General features: G+C 68.7%; 20 protein-coding genes and 1 pseudogene. 10 read left to right on the top strand and 11 right to left on the bottom strand.

Annotation, left to right across the window (positions count from 1 at the left end; all coding sequences use genetic code 11):
- Window positions 1-49: 49 nt before the first annotated feature.
- Genes F1609_RS15940 through F1609_RS15925 form a run of 4 tightly spaced genes read right to left on the bottom strand, consistent with a single transcriptional unit; the run spans window position 50 to window position 4,210 of the window.
- On the bottom strand, window positions 50-919 hold the full coding sequence (locus F1609_RS15940; protein WP_167077388.1) for an EboA domain-containing protein: 870 nt from the start codon (window positions 917-919) through the stop codon (window positions 50-52).
- Window positions 916-1,809 carry a UbiA family prenyltransferase gene (locus tag F1609_RS15935; protein WP_167077387.1) on the bottom strand — a complete coding sequence of 298 codons (894 nt, stop codon included), beginning with the start codon at window positions 1,807-1,809 and terminating at the stop codon, window positions 916-918. The genes F1609_RS15940 and F1609_RS15935 overlap by 4 nt, the downstream gene beginning before the upstream one ends.
- Entirely contained in the window at window positions 1,806-3,014 is a 1,209-nt protein-coding gene (eboE, locus tag F1609_RS15930) for a metabolite traffic protein EboE (protein ID WP_167077386.1), read from the bottom strand. Before eboE ends, F1609_RS15935 begins: the two co-directional genes overlap by 4 nt.
- A complete protein-coding gene (locus F1609_RS15925) occupies window positions 3,005-4,210 on the bottom strand; it encodes a 3-dehydroquinate synthase (protein WP_167077385.1) in 1,206 nt (401 codons plus the stop codon). Before F1609_RS15925 ends, eboE begins: the two co-directional genes overlap by 10 nt.
- 246 nt (window positions 4,211-4,456) lie before the next feature.
- Between F1609_RS15925 and F1609_RS15920 the strand changes: the two genes are divergently transcribed.
- From F1609_RS15920 to F1609_RS15885, 8 genes are all read left to right on the top strand, one after another.
- Window positions 4,457-5,896, top strand: a complete 1,440-nt coding sequence (locus tag F1609_RS15920) for an alkaline phosphatase family protein (protein ID WP_167077384.1) — start codon at window positions 4,457-4,459, stop codon at window positions 5,894-5,896.
- A 48-nt stretch (window positions 5,897-5,944) separates the two neighbouring features.
- Window positions 5,945-6,310 (top strand): DUF2946 domain-containing protein, encoded by a 366-nt coding sequence (locus F1609_RS15915; protein WP_167077383.1) that lies wholly within the window; start codon window positions 5,945-5,947, stop codon window positions 6,308-6,310.
- Window positions 6,311-6,398: 88 nt separating this feature from the next.
- Window positions 6,399-6,614: a hypothetical protein gene (locus tag F1609_RS15910; protein ID WP_167077382.1), complete on the top strand. Its 216-nt coding sequence runs from the start codon at window positions 6,399-6,401 to the stop codon at window positions 6,612-6,614.
- On the top strand, window positions 6,611-8,701 hold the full coding sequence (locus tag F1609_RS15905; protein ID WP_167077381.1) for a TonB-dependent receptor: 2,091 nt from the start codon (window positions 6,611-6,613) through the stop codon (window positions 8,699-8,701). The genes F1609_RS15910 and F1609_RS15905 overlap by 4 nt, the downstream gene beginning before the upstream one ends.
- An 89-nt stretch (window positions 8,702-8,790) precedes the next feature.
- Window positions 8,791-9,792 (top strand): acyl-CoA dehydrogenase family protein, encoded by a 1,002-nt coding sequence (locus F1609_RS15900; RefSeq protein ID WP_167077380.1) that lies wholly within the window; start codon window positions 8,791-8,793, stop codon window positions 9,790-9,792.
- On the top strand, window positions 9,780-10,544 hold the full coding sequence (locus tag F1609_RS15895) for a PIG-L deacetylase family protein (protein WP_167077379.1): 765 nt from the start codon (window positions 9,780-9,782) through the stop codon (window positions 10,542-10,544). The genes F1609_RS15900 and F1609_RS15895 overlap by 13 nt, the downstream gene beginning before the upstream one ends.
- The gene (locus tag F1609_RS15890) at window positions 10,541-11,143 is read left to right on the top strand and encodes an SAM-dependent methyltransferase (RefSeq protein WP_229421910.1); all 603 of its coding nucleotides are present in this window, start codon (window positions 10,541-10,543) and stop codon (window positions 11,141-11,143) included. Before F1609_RS15895 ends, F1609_RS15890 begins: the two co-directional genes overlap by 4 nt.
- Complete coding sequence (locus F1609_RS15885) at window positions 11,140-11,838, top strand: glycosyltransferase family 2 protein (protein WP_167077378.1); 699 nt, start codon at window positions 11,140-11,142, stop codon at window positions 11,836-11,838. The genes F1609_RS15890 and F1609_RS15885 overlap by 4 nt, the downstream gene beginning before the upstream one ends.
- A 24-nt stretch (window positions 11,839-11,862) precedes the next feature.
- Here F1609_RS15885 and F1609_RS15880 read toward each other — a convergent pair whose 3' ends face one another.
- Genes F1609_RS15880 through F1609_RS15870 form a run of 3 tightly spaced genes read right to left on the bottom strand, consistent with a single transcriptional unit; the run spans window position 11,863 to window position 13,619 of the window.
- Window positions 11,863-12,177, bottom strand: a complete 315-nt coding sequence (locus F1609_RS15880) for a hypothetical protein (protein ID WP_167077377.1) — start codon at window positions 12,175-12,177, stop codon at window positions 11,863-11,865.
- Entirely contained in the window at window positions 12,178-12,618 is a 441-nt protein-coding gene (locus tag F1609_RS15875; RefSeq protein WP_167077376.1) for an acyl-CoA thioesterase, read from the bottom strand. It lies immediately after the preceding gene.
- Between the two features lie 20 nt (window positions 12,619-12,638).
- Window positions 12,639-13,619: a GlxA family transcriptional regulator gene (locus tag F1609_RS15870; RefSeq protein ID WP_167077375.1), complete on the bottom strand. Its 981-nt coding sequence runs from the start codon at window positions 13,617-13,619 to the stop codon at window positions 12,639-12,641.
- A gap of 78 nt (window positions 13,620-13,697) precedes the next feature.
- Between F1609_RS15870 and F1609_RS15865 the strand changes: the two genes are divergently transcribed.
- Both F1609_RS15865 and F1609_RS15860 read left to right on the top strand, forming a co-directional pair.
- Window positions 13,698-14,300 carry a DJ-1/PfpI family protein gene (locus tag F1609_RS15865; protein ID WP_167077374.1) on the top strand — a complete coding sequence of 201 codons (603 nt, stop codon included), beginning with the start codon at window positions 13,698-13,700 and terminating at the stop codon, window positions 14,298-14,300.
- Window positions 14,301-14,310: 10 nt separating this feature from the next.
- Window positions 14,311-14,622 (top strand): cupin domain-containing protein, encoded by a 312-nt coding sequence (locus F1609_RS15860; RefSeq protein ID WP_167077373.1) that lies wholly within the window; start codon window positions 14,311-14,313, stop codon window positions 14,620-14,622.
- Window positions 14,623-14,631: 9 nt separating this feature from the next.
- On the opposite strand, the gene F1609_RS15855 is transcribed toward F1609_RS15860, so the two are convergent.
- The 4 genes and pseudogenes from F1609_RS15855 to F1609_RS15840 all read right to left on the bottom strand — a co-directional run bounded on the left by F1609_RS15855 (window position 14,632) and on the right by F1609_RS15840 (window position 17,423).
- Entirely contained in the window at window positions 14,632-15,372 is a 741-nt protein-coding gene (locus F1609_RS15855) for an SDR family oxidoreductase (protein WP_167077372.1), read from the bottom strand.
- Window positions 15,369-15,962, bottom strand: a pseudogene (locus F1609_RS15850) (oxidoreductase); the annotation flags it as partial. The gene F1609_RS15855 and the pseudogene F1609_RS15850, both read right to left, overlap by 4 nt.
- Before the next feature lie 76 nt (window positions 15,963-16,038).
- Window positions 16,039-16,716 (bottom strand): type 1 glutamine amidotransferase domain-containing protein, encoded by a 678-nt coding sequence (locus tag F1609_RS15845; protein WP_167077370.1) that lies wholly within the window; start codon window positions 16,714-16,716, stop codon window positions 16,039-16,041.
- A gap of 98 nt (window positions 16,717-16,814) precedes the next feature.
- Window positions 16,815-17,423 carry a TetR/AcrR family transcriptional regulator gene (locus tag F1609_RS15840; protein WP_167077369.1) on the bottom strand — a complete coding sequence of 203 codons (609 nt, stop codon included), beginning with the start codon at window positions 17,421-17,423 and terminating at the stop codon, window positions 16,815-16,817.
- Window positions 17,424-17,507: the final 84 nt, after the last annotated feature.

Below are 17,507 nucleotides of genomic sequence, written 5' to 3'. Positions count from 1 at the left end.
TGCTCCCCTCTGATTGAAATGAATGACCGGCACCGCCGCGCCCGGGGCGCTAGCCGCTGGCGGCGGCCAGCGCAGCCCAGCCGGCGCGCGCGGCGCGCTGGTCCAGGCCTTGGCGCGCGCAGGCGGCGCGCAGCAGCGCGGCATCGCTGCCCTCGGCGCGCGCCAGGGCCAGCGCCACGCCGAGGCGCTCGGGCTCGGACCCACCGGCCAGCACCCGTTCCATCGCGGCACAGGCGGCCGGCCCCGGATACGGGGCGACGCAACGCCACAACTCGGCGCTGACCGCGCGCCCGGCGGCCCAGCGCTCATGGGCCAGATCCAGCAGGATCGCGGCCAGGGCCGGATTGGCGCGCCGCTCGATGCCCTGCACCGGCCACAAGGGACTGTCCAGGAAAAACGTCTTGACCACCATCTGGTTCCAGGCCGCCTCGTCGAACTGCTCGGCCGGATACGGATTGCGGTGGGCGATGGCCTCGAACAGCGGGCGCATCGCCGAGCGCACCGCGGCGCGCGCACGCGCTTCGATCGCCGCCGCCGCCGGGTACAGCGGAAAACCGCGGTACAGGGCGATCGCTTCGTTCAGTTCGGCCGTATCGGCCAGGCTGTCGAGGCGGCCCGCGAACGCTTCCGGCTCGCCCCCCAAGCCGGCCAGAATGAAGGCGATGCGGGCCGCCTGGTCGACGCTCCAGAGCGCCGCATCGAGCCCCGGGCGCAGCGCCGCCGCCTGCTCCGCCTCGCTGTCCGACAATCCCAGGTCGGCCTTGCCCAGCTTGCGCGGCGCCCAGCCGAGCGCGCGCGCCAGGGCCGGCTCGCCGCCCTCGTGTGCGACCTCCCGTAGCGCGCCGTCGAACCACTGGGCGCAAGCGGGCGTGACGCGGCGCCGCACCCAGTTCCCCAGCATGGCAATGCGCGCCTTCATGTGCCGGCCACCAGGCGTTGCAGAAGGCGCGTGCACAGATAGGCGCCGGCGCAGGCGCATACCAGCGCCGGCGAAGCGCCCGCCGCCGCCATCACCACCCCGTCCAGCAGCGCGGTGGCGGCGATCAGCTGCGCCACCGCGCCGGGCACAGCGCCGCGCGCGCTGCGGCGCGCCAGGCGCCGCACGGCGGCCGCATTGGCCAGCGCCAGCGCCGCCCAGATCGCCAGCCCGGCGGCGCCGCCGGCCCCCGCCCTCCAGCCATACAGCGCCAGCGGCAAGGCCAGCAAGGCCAGTGGCCACAGCCGCCCGATCCGGTCCAGGCTTTCCTGCTTGGCCGCGTAGGTCAGGCCCGCCACATGGGCCAGCATGGCCAGCGCCGCCAGCGCCAGCGCGCCCGCGCCGCCCGCCGCCATGCCGGCCGCCGCCGCGGCGGCCACATACACCAGCGCGCGGCAGGCCCCCATCACCAGCGGGCTGGCCGGATTGCCCTTGTGCCAGATGTCATACACCAGGATGGTGGCGACCAGTCCCGCGCCGGCCAGTCCGGCGCGCTGGCCGCACAGCGCCAGCCCGAACAGCCCCAGCGCCAGCAGCGCGAAGCCGATCGAAAACACCGAGGCGGCGCTGATTTCGCCGGCCGGGATCGGGCGCTCGGGCCGTTCGCGCGCATCGACCGCGCGGTCGAAGGCATCGTTGAGGTACATGCCGGCCACATAGCAGGCCGACACCGCCGCCATCACGATCGGCAGGGTGGCCGAGGCCGCCGCCGCGCTGCCGCCGCCGAGGTAGACGCCGGCCAGCACATTGGTCCACACGGTGGGCAGGTTCGACACCCGCCCCAGGCGCAGATACACGCCGGCCGCGGGCAGCTTGCGCGCCGCGCTGCTCATGCCGCCAGCGCGTCGATGACGGCCGCCAGTTCGCGCGCGATGGCATGCGCTTTCGGGCCGCCGCGATAGGCGGCGGGCAGCACATCCCAGGTGTAGGTTTCCACTTCGAGGTGCGGCAGGCGCGCCATGCCGCCCAGCGCGCCGAGCACCGCGCGCAACTGCTCGTCGGTCGAAGCCAGCTCGCCGTCCGCGCCGGCCAGCACCGGCACATGGCAATGGATACGCCATTCGCCCTCGGCCTCGCCGCGCCGGAACGCTTGCAGGGCCTGCGGCAGGTCGGTGTAGCGGCGCAGCTGCGCGCCGCGCACCGACACCTGGTGCAGGTAGACGCCGTCGTCAAGGCGCGCCACCGCCTCGGCCAGGCCGGCGTGCATGCGCGCGATGCGCACCGCGCACGAGAGCTGGATCTTGGGCACCGCGATGCCGGCCTGGTGCAGCCGCGCCAGCGCCGCCAGCGGGTCTTCGAAGCCGACCGCGGCGTGACAGACGTCGAAGCACACGCCCAGGTGGCGCCGCAGCAGCACCTGCGCCGCGGCCTCGTCGCAGCCGGCCAGTGCGGCCAGGCGGGCGTTCGCGGCGGGCCCGGACAGGTGCGCCGCAAAGAAGGCCAGCACGTCGTCCACGCTCTCGAGCAGGCAGGCCGGCTCCGGTTCCAGCGCCAGCACGATGCGCTTGCCGCTAGCGCGTTCGAGCGCGGCCAGCTGCGCGACCGCGCCGATCAGGTTGGCGGCAATCGGCGCGCCGGCCTGCTCGCCGGCGTCCCCGAAGGCGCCCGGCACGGTCGAGATGCTGCCCTCGACCCCAACGGGCAACAGCTGCGCCAGGATATGCGCGGCGTGCAGCGTAAAGTCGAGCCGCTGCGCATGGCGCCAGTCCGGCTGGTACACCTGTTCCTTGACGCGTCCGCCGTGAAAGGCGCCGAACGGAAAGGCGTTAATGGTGAACACATAGGCGTCCAGGCGCGCCAGCTGCTGCTGGAAGGCGCGCAGCGCCGGCGCCTCGCTCAGGGACGCCGCCGCCGCCGCGGACAGGCGCAGGCCGATGCCGAACGGCCCCGGCGGCGCATGCCCCGACTGCGCCAGGCGTGCGCGCACCTGCGGAATGTACCGGTCGAGCGCGGCGCCGATCTCGTCCCAGCTCTCGCCCGGATGGATATTGGTGCAGTAGCTCAGGTGCGCCAGCCGTCCCGCGTGGATCAGGCGCATGGCGCCTCCCGGTCCAGTTGCCGCAGCCAGCCGATGGCGTCGGCCACCAGGCCGCTGTCCATCCAGTGCACTTCGACTCCGCTGCCTAGCCCCGCCAGCAGGGTGATGGTCAGATCGCCGCCCAGGTGCTGGCGAAACTCGGCCAGTCCCCGCAGCACGGCCAGGCCGCCATCGTCGCCCCGGCTCAGGAGCTGCTCGTGCCACAGGCGAAACCCGAGGCCGGCCAGCAGACGGTGGATGCGGGCGTCGTCGCCGGCGGGCAGCAAGCCCGCCAGCACCGAATAGCGGGCGTCGAGGGCGATCCCGATGGCCACCGCTTCGCCGTGCGAAAGCGCATGCCCGCTCAGTTGTTCGAGCTTGTGCGCGGCCCAGTGGCCGTAGTCGAGCGGGCGCGCCGAGCCGCGTTCGAACGGGTCGCCCCCGCTGGCGATCTGGTGCAGATGCAGCGCGGCCGAGCGCGCGATCAGCGCCGCCAGCGCGGCCGGCTCGAAGCGCGCCAGGGCCTGCATCTGCCGTTCGATCTGGAGGAAGAACGCGCGGTCGCGGATCAGCGCGACCTTGACCGCTTCGGCCATGCCGGCCCGCTTTTCGCGCGCCGGCAGCAGGTCGATGAAATCGCCGTCGTTGACGATGCCCCAGGCCGGGCTGAAGGTGCCGAGCAGGTTTTTCTGGCCATGCCAGTTGACCGCATTCTTGACGCCCACCCCGCTGTCGGCCTGCGCCAGCACCGTGCTCGGAAAGCGGATATGCCGCACGCCCCGATGAAAGATCGCGGCCGCGTAGCCGACGGCGTCGAGCAGCGCGCCGCCGCCGATGGCCAGCACGTAGGAATGGCGGTCGATGGCATGCCTGGCCAGGCATGCCAGCAACTGCGGCACCAGCTCCGCATCGTTCTTGCACGCCTCGCCGCCGGGCAGCACCACCAGCGCGGCGGCCAGCTCGATATGGGCCGCATGCGCGCCGGCGTAAGCGGCCACCTGGTCGGCCAGGTGCGGCATCGCGGCCACCACGCCGGCGTCGGCAAAGACGATCATGCGGTGGCGCCGGTGCGGCTCGCGCAAGGTGAGCAGCGTGCACAGATGCGGATTGGCGGGATCGAAGGCGCTGCGCGTAAACACCACCGGGATGCGGTACTCGACGCTGAACGCCACCGTGCGCAAGGCGTCGGACAAACTGCTGTCGGCCCGTTCCATCATGTGCTTTCTCTCCCGGATAGACATCGTCGATCACTGCGGAAACCCAAGGCATGCACGCCATAACATTCTTGATAGACATGAATATACACAGATTTTATTGTGAAAAAACCAGCGAATGTCGCAATTTAAATAAATAGATGAGCGTAGCGATATTGTTAGACTTTCCGCAAGAAAGTGGAGTAAGCTCGGGTGCCGCGATGTCCTGCCAGCGTTGTCCCGATCCGTCACCGAATGCGAGGTACGCCGATGCAAACCCTGCTTATCCTGAACATCGTCGGCCTGACGCCGCGCCACCTCGGACCCTTGACGCCCAACCTGGCCGCCTTTGCGGCGCGCGGCACGATGCGCCCGCTGACCAGCGTCACGCCGGCCGTCACCTGTTCGGTCCAGGCGACGTTCATGACCGGCCTGGCGCCGGCCAGGCATGGCATTGTCGGCAACGGCTGGTATTTCCGCGACACGGCCGAGATCGGCTTCTGGAAGCAATCGAACCAGCTGGTCGCTGGCGAAAAGCTGTGGGAAAGCGCAAAACGGCGCGATCCCGCTTTCACCTGCGCCAACCTGTTTTGGTGGTTCAACATGGCGTCCAGCCATGATATCGGCGCCACGCCGCGTCCCATCTACAAGGCCGACGGCCGCAAGCTGCCCGATTGCTATACCAAGCCGGCGGCCTGGCGCGACACGCTCGGCGCGGCGCTGGGCAAGTTCCCCCTGTTCCAGTTCTGGGGTCCGGGCACCTCGATCGCCTCGAGCGCCTGGATCGCCGCCGCCGCGAAGATGGCGATCGACGAGCATGACCCCACCCTGACCATGGTCTACCTGCCCCATCTCGACTACGACCTGCAACGCCATGGTCCGGACGAACAGCATGCGGCGGTACGCCAGTCGCTGGCCGACGTGGACCGGGTGGCGGGTGAGCTGATCGCGCACGCCCAGGCCGCCGGACGGCGCGTGCTGGTGCTGTCGGAATACGGCATCACGGCAGTCGACCGGCCGGTGCACCTGAACCGGCATCTGCGCGAGGCGGGCTTGCTGGCGGTGCGCGAGGAAGACGGCGCCGAACTGCTCGACCCCATCGCCAGCGCCGCGTTTGCGGTGGTCGACCATCAGCTGGCGCACGTCTACGTGGCCGACCCCGGCCAGGTCGAGGCGGTACGCGCCCTGCTGGCCGCAGTGCCCGGAGTCGAGGCGGTCTGGAGCGGTGCGCAGCGCGCCGCCGTGGGCCTGGACCATCCGCGCTCGGGCGAACTGGTGGTGATGGCCGACGCCCGTTCCTGGTTCAGCTATTACTACTGGCTCGACGAGCGCCGCGCGCCCGACTTCGCGCGCACCGTGGAGATCCACCGCAAGCCCGGTTACGACCCGGCCGAACTGTTTTTCGATCCGGCCCTGCGCTTCCCCAGGCTGGCGGTGCTGGCCCGCCTGCTGCGCCGCAAGCTCGGTTTGCGCACCTTGATGAACGTGATCGGCCTGGACGCGTCGATCGTCAAAGGCTCGCATGGACGTCCGGTCGACGACCCGGCCATGGGCCCCCTGATCATGACCGACGCCCCCGGCGCGCTGGCCGGCGGCGCGGTGGACGCGCGCGAGGTCAAGCAAATCGCCTTGTCGATCCTGTTCAAAGAGCCAGGCCTGGCGCAGGTGGACAGCGGCGAAGAGCTGGCGCAGGGCGCCGCAGCGATCTGAACGTTTTTGCCAGTGGGCAAACAGCACGCGCGCAGCTATAATGCCCGCATGAGCACCCTGGCAAAGCGACAAACACTGCACATCTGGATCGCCTTCCTGGCCATTCTGTTCAGTGCCTTCGCGCCCGCCATCGGCAGCGCCGCCATGGCCTCCGCGACGATGGAAGTATGTACCAGCGAAGGCGTCAGGCTGATCCAGGTCGACGCCAACGACGACGGCTCGGCGCATCACGCAATGCAGCACTGCGCCTTCTGCACCACCCACGCCGGCACGCATCTGCCGCCGGCGCCGCCCACCGGCATGCTGATGGTCGATATCGGCCGCAGCCCCTACCCATCGCTGTTCTACCGCGCGCCGCAACCGCTGCACGCCTGGTCCGCGGCCAACCCGCGCGCCCCTCCCCTCCTCGCCTGACCGTCCGTACCAGTCTGGCCACCGGCATGCCGGGGCCTTGTGCCGCCTTTTGCGCGGCAACCTGAAACCTGTGTGACGAGGATTTACCTTGAAACCGACCCCTGTCGCTTCGGCGACCACGCTCGCCATCGCGCTGCGCACGCTGCGCTGCTTTAACGCCGCCGCCTTCACCGCGCTGGCCTTCTTCTACTTTGCGTCGTACTGCCTGCCGGCGGCGCCCTTCTTCGCACTGCAACTCGTGCCGGCCGCCGCCACGCCCCTCTTCACCACGCCATCGCTTTCCGCCAGCAAGGACGCACCATGAAACACCTTCACCTTCCCACCCTGCTGGCACTGGCCGGCGCGGCCCTCAACGCCGGCGCCCAGGGCGCACCCGACGGCCCGATCGAACCACGCATGCGGGTCATCGTCTCGGCCATCGGCGAAGGCTGGCGCGCACCGCACAACGGCAGCGGCGACGCCGCCTCGCTGCTGGGCGCCACGCCCGGCTACAGCGTGGCCCAGGGCGGCGGCGTCTCCGGCCTGCCTTTCATCAACGGCCTGGGCGACGACCGCCTGAAAATCCGCATCGACGGCATGGAAATCACCTCCGCCTGCGCCAACCACATGAACGCGCCGCTGTCGTACATCGACCCGACCCAGATCGGCCACATCGAGGTGCTGGCCGGAGTCACGCCGGTCAGCGCCGGCGGCGACAGCACCGGCGGCACCCTGACCGTCAAGTCAAACGCGCCAGTCTTTGCCGACCAGGCCGAGCGCCTCGTCACCAGCGGCAAATTCACCCTGGGAGGGCGCAGCAACGGCGAGGCGGTCAACGCCGGCCTGTCGGCCAGCATCGCCAGCGAGCGCATGAGCGTCGGCTACAGCATCGCCCAGGCGCGCGGCCACAGCTACGAGGACGGCAGCGGCCAACGGGTGCTGGGCAGCCTGTACCGCAGCACCAACCAGTCGGCCGTGCTGGCCCTGCGCGGCGACGGCCAGCGCGTGACCCTGCGCGCCGGCACGCAGCGCATTCCCTACCAGGGCTTCCCCAACCAGTACATGGACATGACCGGCAACGACGTCACCTTCGCCAACCTGAACTGGCTGTCGACCTTCGGCTGGGGCGACCTGGACGCCAGCGCCTACTGGCAGTCCACCAAACACGACATGGGCTTCTTCACGCCCGAGCGCCCCGGCACCATGCCGATGCTGACCGACGGCCGCAATGCCGGCTATGTACTCAAGCTCAGCGTCCCTGCGGGCGATGCCGTCAGCGTGCGCCTCGGCCACGAACTGCACACCTTCCGGCTGGACGACTTCTGGCCCGCCGTTCCCGGTTCGATGATGATGGGACCGCACACCTATGTAAACATCAACGATGGCCGGCGCGACCGCATCGCGGTCTACGGCGAAGCCGAAACCCGCCACGGTGCGCGCTGGACCTCGCTGTTCGGCGCGCGCTGGGAATCGGTGACGATGGATGCCGGCGCCGTCCAGCCGTATTCGAGCAACATGATGAACGCGGCCGACGCGGCGGCGGCCAGGGCCTTCAACGCGCGCGCGCGGCGCCAGCGCGACGGCAACCTGGACCTGACCGCGCTGGCCCGCTTCGAAGCGGACGCCAATACCACCTACGAGCTGGCGGCGGCGCGCAAGACGCGTTCCCCAAATCTGTACGAGCGCTATTCGTGGGGCCGCGGCACGATGGCCATGACCATGACCAACTGGTTCGGCGATGGCAACGGCTATGTCGGCGACATCGCCCTCAAACCCGAAACGGCCACCACGCTGGCGTTTACCGCGCACTGGCATGGCGGCGGGGCGAACGGCTGGTTCGTCAAGCTCAACCCCTACTACAACCGGGTCAGCGACTATATCGACGCCGATACGCTGGGCCAGTTCAATCCGTACATGATCAAGAGCGCGCGCGGCGCCCTGCTGCGCTTCGCCAATCACGACGCCAGGCTGTATGGCGCCAATTTGTCATGGCGCATGCCGCTGACAGGCGCGCTGGCATTCACCGGCAACGCCGCCTACACGCGCGGCAAGCGCGCCGACGGCGGCGACCTGTATCACATCGCGCCGCCCAACGCCCTGCTCTCGCTCGACTACAGCAGCGGCGCCCTGAGCGGCCAGTTCGAGTCCAAACTGGTGGCGCGCAAGGACCACGCCGATGCGCGCCGGCTGGAGCCGCACACGGCAGGCTACGCGCTGCTCAACGCGCGCACCGGCTACCAGCTGCGCAAGAACGTGCGCCTGTCGGCCGGCGTGACCAACCTGCTCGACAAGCAGTACGCCGATCCGCTCGGCGGCGTTTATCTGTCGGGCCTGATCGCGCAGCGCGGGGCCTTGCAGGCCTTGCCCGCGCACGGCCGCTCGCTGGAACTGGGAATAAGTGTTGGTTTTTAACTCCTTCCATTGAGCAAAATGGTGCGTGAACGCACACAGCTTTGAAGGTGCCCGTGAGAACCTAGGCAGTCTTGCCACAGGACTCCTTCATGAAGCGCACCATCTTATCCGCAGCACTGGACGCAGGTAGCGGCCAAGCCGTCATAGACCAATTGCAGCGGCTGGTCCATGACCGGCTGGACCGCCTGCCCCTGCCCGGCGCAGGCGCGACGCTGGAGCGCTGGCAAGCCCTGGCGCTGGTCGGGTCGCACAACCTCAGCCTGGCCAAGCTGTACGAAGGCCACACCGACGCCCTCGCCATCCTGGCCGAGCTGGACCAAAGCGACGGCCCGGCGCACGCCATCTGGGGCGTCTGGTGCGCCGAACCGCCGCAGGCGCGCCTGGCGCTGGTCGAGGGTGGCGACGGAAGCTTCCATGTCAATGGCAGGAAATCCTGGTGCTCCGGCGCCCACGGAGTAACGCATGCCCTGGTCAGTTGCTGGAACGCCGCCGGCGAAGCCTGCCTTGCGGCGGTCGACATGCGCCACTCGGGCGTCACGGTCAGCAGCGACGGCTGGCCGGCGGTCGGCATGCGCGACAGCGCCAGTGTCGATGTGCTGTTCGAGCGCGTGCCGGCGCGCCTCATCGGCCAGCCTGGCGCCTACCTGGCGCGGCCCGGCTTCTGGCATGGCGGCGCTGGCGTGGCCGCCTGCTGGTACGGCGCGGCGACCACGCTGGCGGCGCAGTTGTGGGCAGCATGCGCCGACGCTCCCGAACACGAGTTGCGCCTGGCCCAGCTGGGCGAAATCGACGTCGCCCTGGCGTCTTGCGCGGCGCTGATCCGCAGCACCGCCGACGCGATCGACCGCGCCCCCCAAGCCGACGCCATGCGGGACGCGCTGCGCGTGCGCCTGGCCGTGGACAGCGCCGCCACGGCAGTATTGTCGCTGGCAACGCGCGCCCTGGGCGCCGGCCCCTTGTGCAAGGACGCGCGCTTCGCGCAACTGGCGGCGGACTTGCCGGTGTTCCTGCGCCAGGGCCACGACCAACGCGATTTCGCCGCACTCGGCAAACAGATCAGCCACCTGGAGCATGCACCATGGCAGTTGTGACCCAGTCCGGCTCGCGCCATATTTCCGGCGCCGGCACCACGGCCGAGGCCTGGCACGCCTGCGGCCTGCTGGCAGCGGTCCCTTTCATCGCAGCCGCCGAACTGGTGCCGCCGGGCGCGCGCGCCATCATCGTCGCGCCCCACCCCGACGACGAAACCCTTGCGTGCGGCGGCTTGATCCAGGCTTTGCACGCGGCCGGGCGCGACGTGCGGATCATGTCGGTCACCGACGGCAACGCCAGCCACCCTGGCTCGGCGCTGTGGCCGCCGGCGGCGCTGGCCGAACGGCGCGCGCAAGAGCTGCGCGCGGCGCTGGACCGCCTGGGAATGCCGGCGCTGGCGGCGCAGCGCCTGCACGTGCCCGACGGCGCCGTGGCGCAGCATGAAGCGGCGCTGCATCGCGCCATCGCCATGTGCATGCAGCCGGGCGACGTGCTGCTGACCACCTGGCGTTTCGACGGCCATCCCGACCACGAGGCGTGCGGGCGCGCCTGCGCCGCCGCTGCGGCCGCGAGCGGGAACCGGCTGATCGAGTTTCCGGTGTGGGCCTGGCATTGGGCCACGCCGGATTCGTCGGCCCTGCCCTGGCCACGCGCCAGGAAACTGCTGCTCGCGCCAGACCAGAAGGAGCGCAAACGCCGGGCCGCCGCCGCGTTTTGCAGCCAGACCGAAGAACGCGACCATGACGGCCCGGTGCTGCCCCAATCGGCCCTGGCGCGCCTTGTCACCCATCAGGAACTCTACTTTTTATGACATCGATGACGCAAGCGGGACTGGACCATTTCGAGCGCCTCTACAGTGCCAGCGACGACCCCTGGCGCGTGCGCGAGAGCTGGTACGAACAGCGCAAGCGCGCCCTGATCCTGGCCGCGCTCCCGCTCAAGCATTACCGCAACGCGTATGAACCCGGCTGCGGCAACGGCGAATTGAGCGCGGCACTGGCGCAGCGCTGCGCGCGCTTGCTGGCCAGTGACGCCAGCCCGGCGGCCGTGGCCCTGACCGAAAAGCGCCTATCCGGCCCAGGCGAAGCAAGCGTCGAGCGGCACGTGCTGCCGCGCGACTGGCCCGCACCCGAACGCGGGCCGTTCGACCTGATCGTGGTCAGCGAACTGGCGTACTACCTGGGCCCGGACGGCTTCGATCAACTGCAAGCGCGCATCCTTGCCAGCCTGGCGCCGGAAGGCACGCTGGTGTTCTGCCACTGGCGCCACCCGTTCGACGACCGCCTGCAAGGCACCGAGGCCCTGCACGACGCCATGACGGCGCTGCCCGCACTGGCGCACGCGCTGCATCATCGGGAAACCGACTTCCTGCTCGATATCTGGACGCGCGCGCCGGGAGAGGCGGCATGATCGGCATCGTCGTCCCTGCGCACAACGAAGAAGTCCTGCTCGGCGCCTGCCTCGACGCCCTGATCGCGGCGGCAGCGCACCCCGCGCTGCTCGGTGAAGCGGTCGAGATCGTGGTCGTGCTGGACGACTGCGACGATGGCTCGGCCGACGTGGTGGCGCAGCGCGCGGGCGGCGCCGGCTGCACCATCACCGCGATCGCCCTCACCTGCCGCCAGGTCGGCACCGCGCGCGCCACGGGCGCCCGCCATCTGCTAGCCGCCGATGCGCGCTGGCTGGCGTTTACCGACGCCGACACCCGCGTTACACCCGACTGGCTGGTGCAGCAGCTGGCGCTCGACGTGGACGTAGTGTGCGGCACGGTGGCGGTAGACGACTGGAGCGCGCACGCGTCGCATGCGGCGCAGTTGCAGGCGCATTTCAAGCGCACCTATCACGACCGCGACGGCCACCATCATATCCACGGCGCCAACCTGGGCGTATCGGCCGCGGCCTACCGCAGCGCGGGCGGCTTCGAGCCGGTCGCCTGCCATGAAGATGTGCTGCTGGTGGCGGCCCTGCAGCGCAGCAGCGCGCGTTTTGCGTGGAGCGCAGCGCCACGGGTGGTCACCAGCGCCAGGACCGATGCGCGGGCGCGCGGCGGCTTCGGCGACACCATGGTGGCGATCGTGGCGAGCGACTTTGCCCGCCCGGCGTAGGCGCTTGTTGGGGTGCCGCGCGGTTCAAGCCAGGTCGGCGTACCACTGCGCGTAAGGCGTATTGGCGACCATGCGCCGGTTGAAATCAAGCGCGCCATCGGTCCACCACACCGGCCCCCGTTCGCCCAGGGCGCGCTTGGCGGCATCGACCGCCGCGCGGGCGGCGCGCTCGGCGTCGGCGTCACCGGCTTTTTTGGCGGCACCGACCTGGCGCCTTGCCGTCATGAGCTGATCGACCAACTGCTGCCTTAGATCCGGCGCCAGGTCGGGATTACTGGTGCGCCACAGGCGGCCGGCAACGACAAAATAGCGGCCGTCGGGCGTGGTCGGATACTTCACTCACTCACCCGCTTGCGCCACGCTCGGCAAATAGGCGTCCAGGAACTCGGGCGGCATGCGGCGCACCTTGCCGCTGCTGATGTCGATGCACACCAGATCCCAGCGCCCGCGCAGCACGGTGGCGCCATCGCGCTCCCGGATCAGTTGAAAGCGGCGTTCCATCGCAATCTTGCCGTCGCCGCCGGTCAGCCACGTCGCCAGGGTCAACGACTCGCCCAACACCGTCGGCAACAGGTACTCGTACTCGCCGCGCCGGATCGCCATGGCCCGGTCGAGGCGGCGGTAATCGTCCAGGTCCAGGCCAAGCTGCTCCGAATGCGCCCAGCCGATCTGCTCGCACCAGCGCACATAAACGGCATTGTTGGTGTGATCGAGTCCGTCGATATCGCCCGCTTGCGGCGTGATCGCCTGCACGAATGGATTTTCATAGTCCCAGTCCAAAACAGTCCCTTTTCAAAAGATCAGCCGAAGCGCGCCTGGTAGTCGCTCGGTACCACGCCCAATTGCGCGGCGAAGGCACGCCGCAGATTGTACTCGTTGCCGAAGCCGCTCTGGCTGGCGGCGCGCTTGACCGTCATGCCGGGGCGCTCCAAGAGGCCGCAGGCCGCTTCCATGCGCAGCCGCAGCAGCAACTGCGCCGGCGACAGGCCGGCCGCCTGGCGCAGCTGGCGATGCAGGGTGCGCACCGACAGCGCGCATGCCGCCGCCATCTGCTCGACGTCGATCTGCTGGCGCAGGCGCGGGCGCAGCCAGTCGGTCAGCTGGGCGTGCACATCCTGCGGATCGGCCTGCGCCAGAAGCTGGGAACTGAACTGGCGCTGGCCGCCAGGGCGCTTGAAGTACACCACCATGCGCTTGGCGACCGCCAGGCCGGTAGCGCGGCCCTGGTCTTCTTCCACAAGACTGAGCGCCAGGTCCATGCCGGCGGCGATGCCGGCCGAGGTGTACAGCGCACCGTCCTTGATATAGATCGCGTCGTCGTGCACGTCGATGGCCGGGAACTGCGCCTGCAACAGCGCCGCGTCGCGCCAGTGGGTGACGGCGCGGCGCCCGTCCAGCAGGCCCGCGCGCGCCAGAACGAAGGCGCCGGTGCACACCGCGCAGCAGCGCGCCACCCGGCCTGCGGCGCGCGCCACCCAGCGCGCCATGGCCGGGTCGTGAGCGCCGTGGTCCGCCAATTCGACGCCGCTACCACCGGAGACAATCAGCGTGGCCCCGGCCAGGTTGCGCCCGGCCGGCGGCAGCGGCTCGGTCAGCACCGTCACCCCGCAGCTCGACGCCACCGGGCCGCCGCCGGGCGCGATCATGCGGATTTGGTAGGACTGCGGCAGCAGCGCGTCGCGCGCCTCGTCGTTGGCGCTGCCGAAGACCTGGGCGGGGCCGGTCGCGTCCAGCAGGGCGAAGCCGGGGAAGACCAGCAGCCAAATGTCGATTATGTTCATGTGGCAGATATTCCACCATCAATGTCATTTATGTCAATCGCGCCCGTGACATGATGGGTTTTCTTTCAAGGAGCGAGCATGACACGCACCATCGGTATCTATGTTTTTGACGACGTTGAAGTACTCGACTTCGCCGGGCCTTACGAAGTGTTCACCTGCGCCACGCGCATGGCCGCCAAGCTCACGCCGGATGCGGCGGCACCGTTCCGGGTGCGCACCATCGGCGCGACGACGGCGATGCTGCGCGCGCGGGCCGGCCTGAGCGTGCTGCCGGAAGCCGATTTTACCGATGCCGGCGCCATCGATGTGCTGATCGTGCCGGGCGGCGTAGTCACAAAGGAACAGTCCAAGCCTGACGTCATCGCCTGGATCGCCGCCACCGCCGCCAGGTCGGAACTGACCGCGTCGGTCTGCACCGGTGCCATCCTGCTGGCGCAGGCGGGTCTGCTCGACGGGCAGGAGGCCACCACCCACTGGGCCGACGTGGAGGAGCTGCGCGCAGGGTTCCCGCTGGTACGGGTGCTCGAGCGGCGGCGCTGGATCGACAACGGCGCCATTGTCACCTCGGGCGGCATTTCGGCCGGCATCGACATGTCGCTGCACCTGGTCGAACGGCTGGCGGGGCGCGAACTGGCGCTGCGCACGGCGCACCTGATGGAATACGATTGGAACGAGGGATGAGGGGGCGAAGATGAGAATCGTGCGCAGCAAGGACTACGTTGGCGCGCGCGCCTGGGACGCGCAGCTGATCGCCGCCATGCAAGACGCCACCGTGCGCCTGCACTGGACCGACCAGCCCTACCCCTGGCACGTCAACGACGGCCAGGAGGTGTTCGCGGTGCTCGATGGCGAAGTGGCGATGCACTACCGCGAAGATGGGCGCGAGCTGGTGGCGCACCTGGGCGCGGGCGACATTTTCTACGCCGCCGAGGGCGACGCCCACAGCGCGCACCCGCTGGGACAGGCGCGCATCCTGGTCATCGAGCGCGCCGGCAGCGTGTGACGGCCGCGCTCAGAACACCTGGATGGTCGGGCGCAGCACGATTTCGTTGATATCGACATCGGCCGGCTGCTCGATCGCAAAGGCGATCGCGCGTGCCACCGCAGAGGCGGGAATGGCCTGCTTGTAGAAGTCGAGGATCGCCTCGGCCGAGGTGCCGGAAGTGCTGTGTTTCAGCTCGCTGTCCACGGCGCCCGGCGCAATCGAGGTGACCCGGATCTTGTCGCCGACTTCCTGGCGCAGGCCTTCCGAAATCGCCGAGACGGCAAACTTGGTGCCCGAATACACCGTGCCGCCCGGTGCGAACACCTTGGTGCCCGCCACCGAGCTCAGGTTGATGATATGACCGCTCTCCTGCGCGATAAAACGCGGGAGCACAGCGGCGATGCCGTACAGGGTGCCTTTCAGGTTGACGTCGATCATCTGGTCCCACTCGTCGGTGTTCACTTCCGACATAGGACGGATCGGCATCAATCCGGCGTTGTTAATGAGGACGTCGACCTTGCCGAAATCGGCCACCGTGGCGGCAACCACCGCCTCGACCTGCTTCTTGTCGGTGACGTCCATGCTGTAAGCGCGGGCCATCCCGCCGCTGGCCTCGATGGCGGCAACCACCTCGTCGAGTTTGTCCTTGCGGCGCGCGGCGATGGCCACTTTGGCGCCCTGGCTTGCCAGCAGGCGCGCCACTTCGGCGCCGATGCCGGTGCCGCCGCCCGTGATCAGGACGACCTTGTCTTGAATACCTTTGCTCATGCTGCTTTCCTTGTGATTGCGGCAGAATCTGCCTGTGAATACGTGGGGTAGTCGGTGAAGCCTTTTTCCGTTCCGCCATAGAGCGAGCCGGCGTCGACGGCGTTGAGCGGCCAGCCGTTCGCCAGGCGAGCCGGCAGATCGGGGTTGGCGATGAAGGTGCGGCCGAAAGCGACCAGGTCGGCAACCTTGGCGTCGAGCAGCGCGGCGGCGCGTTCGGCGGTGTAGCCTCCCGCGTACATGATGCGACCGGAAAATGCCGCCCTGACCGCGCGCCGGAACGTCACCGGCATCTCGGGCGCATTTTCCCAGTCCGCCTCGGCGATCGACAGGTAGGCCACGCCGGCCTGCTCCAGTACCTTGACCGCTTCGAGGTAGGTCTGCTGAGGATCGTCTTCCACGAAGCCGAGATACACGCGTTCGTCGTCGGTACTGGTAAACAAGGGCGAAAAGCGCACGCCCATGCGCTCCGGCCCGACCACGGCGGCGACAGCGGCCACCACCTCGCGCAGGAAGCGCAGCCGGTTTTGCAGCGAGCCGCCGTATTCGTCGCTCCGCGTATTGGCGTGGTCAGAGATGAACTGATTGACCAAAGAGTGACTTGTTTTGCATGGTGTTCCTTGTTAATGACGCTGTCCACCGGCGCGGCGCCGGTGGACAGCCAGATACTTAGGCCAGTCGCTTGACCAGCACGGCGGCCCCTTCCGCCGACGACGCCGGGTTCTGGCCAGTGATCAAGAGGCCGTCGGTGACCACGTACGAGCCCCAGTCAGCGCCTTTGGAATACACGCCGCCGTTCGCCTTGAGCATGTCTTCCACCAGGAACGGCACCACATCGGTCAGGCCGACGCCGTCTTCTTCCGTGTTGGTGAAGCCGGTGACCTTTTTGCCTTCGACCAGCGGACGGCCGGCCGGGGTTTTGACATCGCGCAGCACGCCTGGCGCATGGCAGACCAGCGCCACCGGCTTGTTGGCGGCGATGAACGCTTCGATCAGGGCGATCGAATGCTTGTCCTTGGCCAGGTCCCACAGCGGGCCGTGGCCGCCCGGATAGAACACCGCGTCAAAGTCCGATTGCTGGACACTGTCTAGACGCACGGTCGCTGCCAATTGCGCGATCGCTTCGGCATCGGCCTCGAAACGGTGCGTCATCTCGGTCTGGTTGGCCGGTTCGTTGCTCTTCGGATCGAGCGGTGGCTGGCCGCCTTCGGGCGAGGCCAGCACCAGTTCGACGCCAGCATCCTTGAATGTGTAATACGGCGCGGCCAATTCTTCCAGCCAGAAGCCGGTTTTGCGGCCAGTGTTGCCAAGTTCGCTATGCGAGGTCAGTACGATCAGAACTTTCATGGTATTTCTCCTAAGTAGATCAAAATGTGGCGCCGAGTAGACCGGTCGTCTAGTTCAAGGGCGAAAAAATCGGCGGTTGAACCGCCATCAAGCTCCCCTTACTCCGGGGAGAGGTGCAACAGTTGGCGCGTGGTCGACAGCGCCCAGTCGAACGGCTGGGTATTGCGGCCGATCTTCACCATGATGCTCGCGCCCAGCCACAGCTGGTACAGGCTGTTGGCGGTTGTATCGACATCGCTGTCGATCGACAGCGATCCTTCCGCCACGCCGGCCTCGATCGCACCGGCCAGGCGGGACACGATGCCGGAGGTGCCGCGCTTGAGCGACAGGCGCATCGCCTCGGACAAGTCCGCCACTTCCGCGCCCAGCTTGACGGCCAGGCACTTGCCCTGGCATTCGAAGGACGATTGCGCGGCCTGCCAGCTTTTCCAGTAATTCATCAGGCGCTGTGCCATGTCGATGCCGGGCGCGCTGAGCGTGGCGTCGATTTGCGCGAGGTAGTCCTCGAAATAAGCTTCAAGCAAGGCTTCCCCGAACGCATCCTTCGACCCGAAGTAATGATAGAAGGAGCCTTTCGGCACCCCCGCGGCGAGCAGGATCTCGTTCAGGCCGACCGCCGAGAACCCCTTCGCGGCCATGATGCGCTGGCCGGTGGCGAGGATGTTGCCGCGCACATCGGCAGAGTCGGATGCAGTTCTTGTGTTCATGTGTTCACTATAACCGAGATTAGACCGGTCGTCTAGCTCATTCTCAACTGGGCGTTGCAGAAGAATCCCGGCGGACGAGCACGT

It is taken from the genome of Massilia aquatica, from assembly GCF_011682045.1.
GTDB lineage: Bacteria > Pseudomonadota > Gammaproteobacteria > Burkholderiales > Burkholderiaceae_D > Telluria_A > Telluria_A aquatica.
Note: the sequence above shows the minus strand (reverse complement) of the source record. Positions and strands in the feature narration are given on the sequence as shown.

Coding starts and splice junctions, on each gene's coding strand:
- F1609_RS15940 (WP_167077388.1), bottom strand. CDS start 919: ATGAAGGCGCGCATTGCCATGCTGGGGAACTGGGTGCGGCGCCGCGTC.
- F1609_RS15935 (WP_167077387.1), bottom strand. CDS start 1,809: ATGAGCAGCGCGGCGCGCAAGCTGCCCGCGGCCGGCGTGTATCTGCGC.
- eboE (WP_167077386.1), bottom strand. CDS start 3,014: ATGCGCCTGATCCACGCGGGACGGCTGGCGCACCTGAGCTACTGCACC.
- F1609_RS15925 (WP_167077385.1), bottom strand. CDS start 4,210: ATGATGGAACGGGCCGACAGCAGTTTGTCCGACGCCTTGCGCACGGTG.
- F1609_RS15920 (WP_167077384.1), top strand. CDS start 4,457: ATGCAAACCCTGCTTATCCTGAACATCGTCGGCCTGACGCCGCGCCAC.
- F1609_RS15915 (WP_167077383.1), top strand. CDS start 5,945: ATGAGCACCCTGGCAAAGCGACAAACACTGCACATCTGGATCGCCTTC.
- F1609_RS15905 (WP_167077381.1), top strand. CDS start 6,611: ATGAAACACCTTCACCTTCCCACCCTGCTGGCACTGGCCGGCGCGGCC.
- F1609_RS15900 (WP_167077380.1), top strand. CDS start 8,791: ATGAAGCGCACCATCTTATCCGCAGCACTGGACGCAGGTAGCGGCCAA.
- F1609_RS15895 (WP_167077379.1), top strand. CDS start 9,780: ATGGCAGTTGTGACCCAGTCCGGCTCGCGCCATATTTCCGGCGCCGGC.
- F1609_RS15890 (WP_229421910.1), top strand. CDS start 10,541: ATGACATCGATGACGCAAGCGGGACTGGACCATTTCGAGCGCCTCTAC.
- F1609_RS15885 (WP_167077378.1), top strand. CDS start 11,140: ATGATCGGCATCGTCGTCCCTGCGCACAACGAAGAAGTCCTGCTCGGC.
- F1609_RS15870 (WP_167077375.1), bottom strand. CDS start 13,619: ATGAACATAATCGACATTTGGCTGCTGGTCTTCCCCGGCTTCGCCCTG.
- F1609_RS15865 (WP_167077374.1), top strand. CDS start 13,698: ATGACACGCACCATCGGTATCTATGTTTTTGACGACGTTGAAGTACTC.
- F1609_RS15860 (WP_167077373.1), top strand. CDS start 14,311: ATGAGAATCGTGCGCAGCAAGGACTACGTTGGCGCGCGCGCCTGGGAC.
- F1609_RS15855 (WP_167077372.1), bottom strand. CDS start 15,372: ATGAGCAAAGGTATTCAAGACAAGGTCGTCCTGATCACGGGCGGCGGC.
- F1609_RS15845 (WP_167077370.1), bottom strand. CDS start 16,716: ATGAAAGTTCTGATCGTACTGACCTCGCATAGCGAACTTGGCAACACT.
- F1609_RS15840 (WP_167077369.1), bottom strand. CDS start 17,423: ATGAACACAAGAACTGCATCCGACTCTGCCGATGTGCGCGGCAACATC.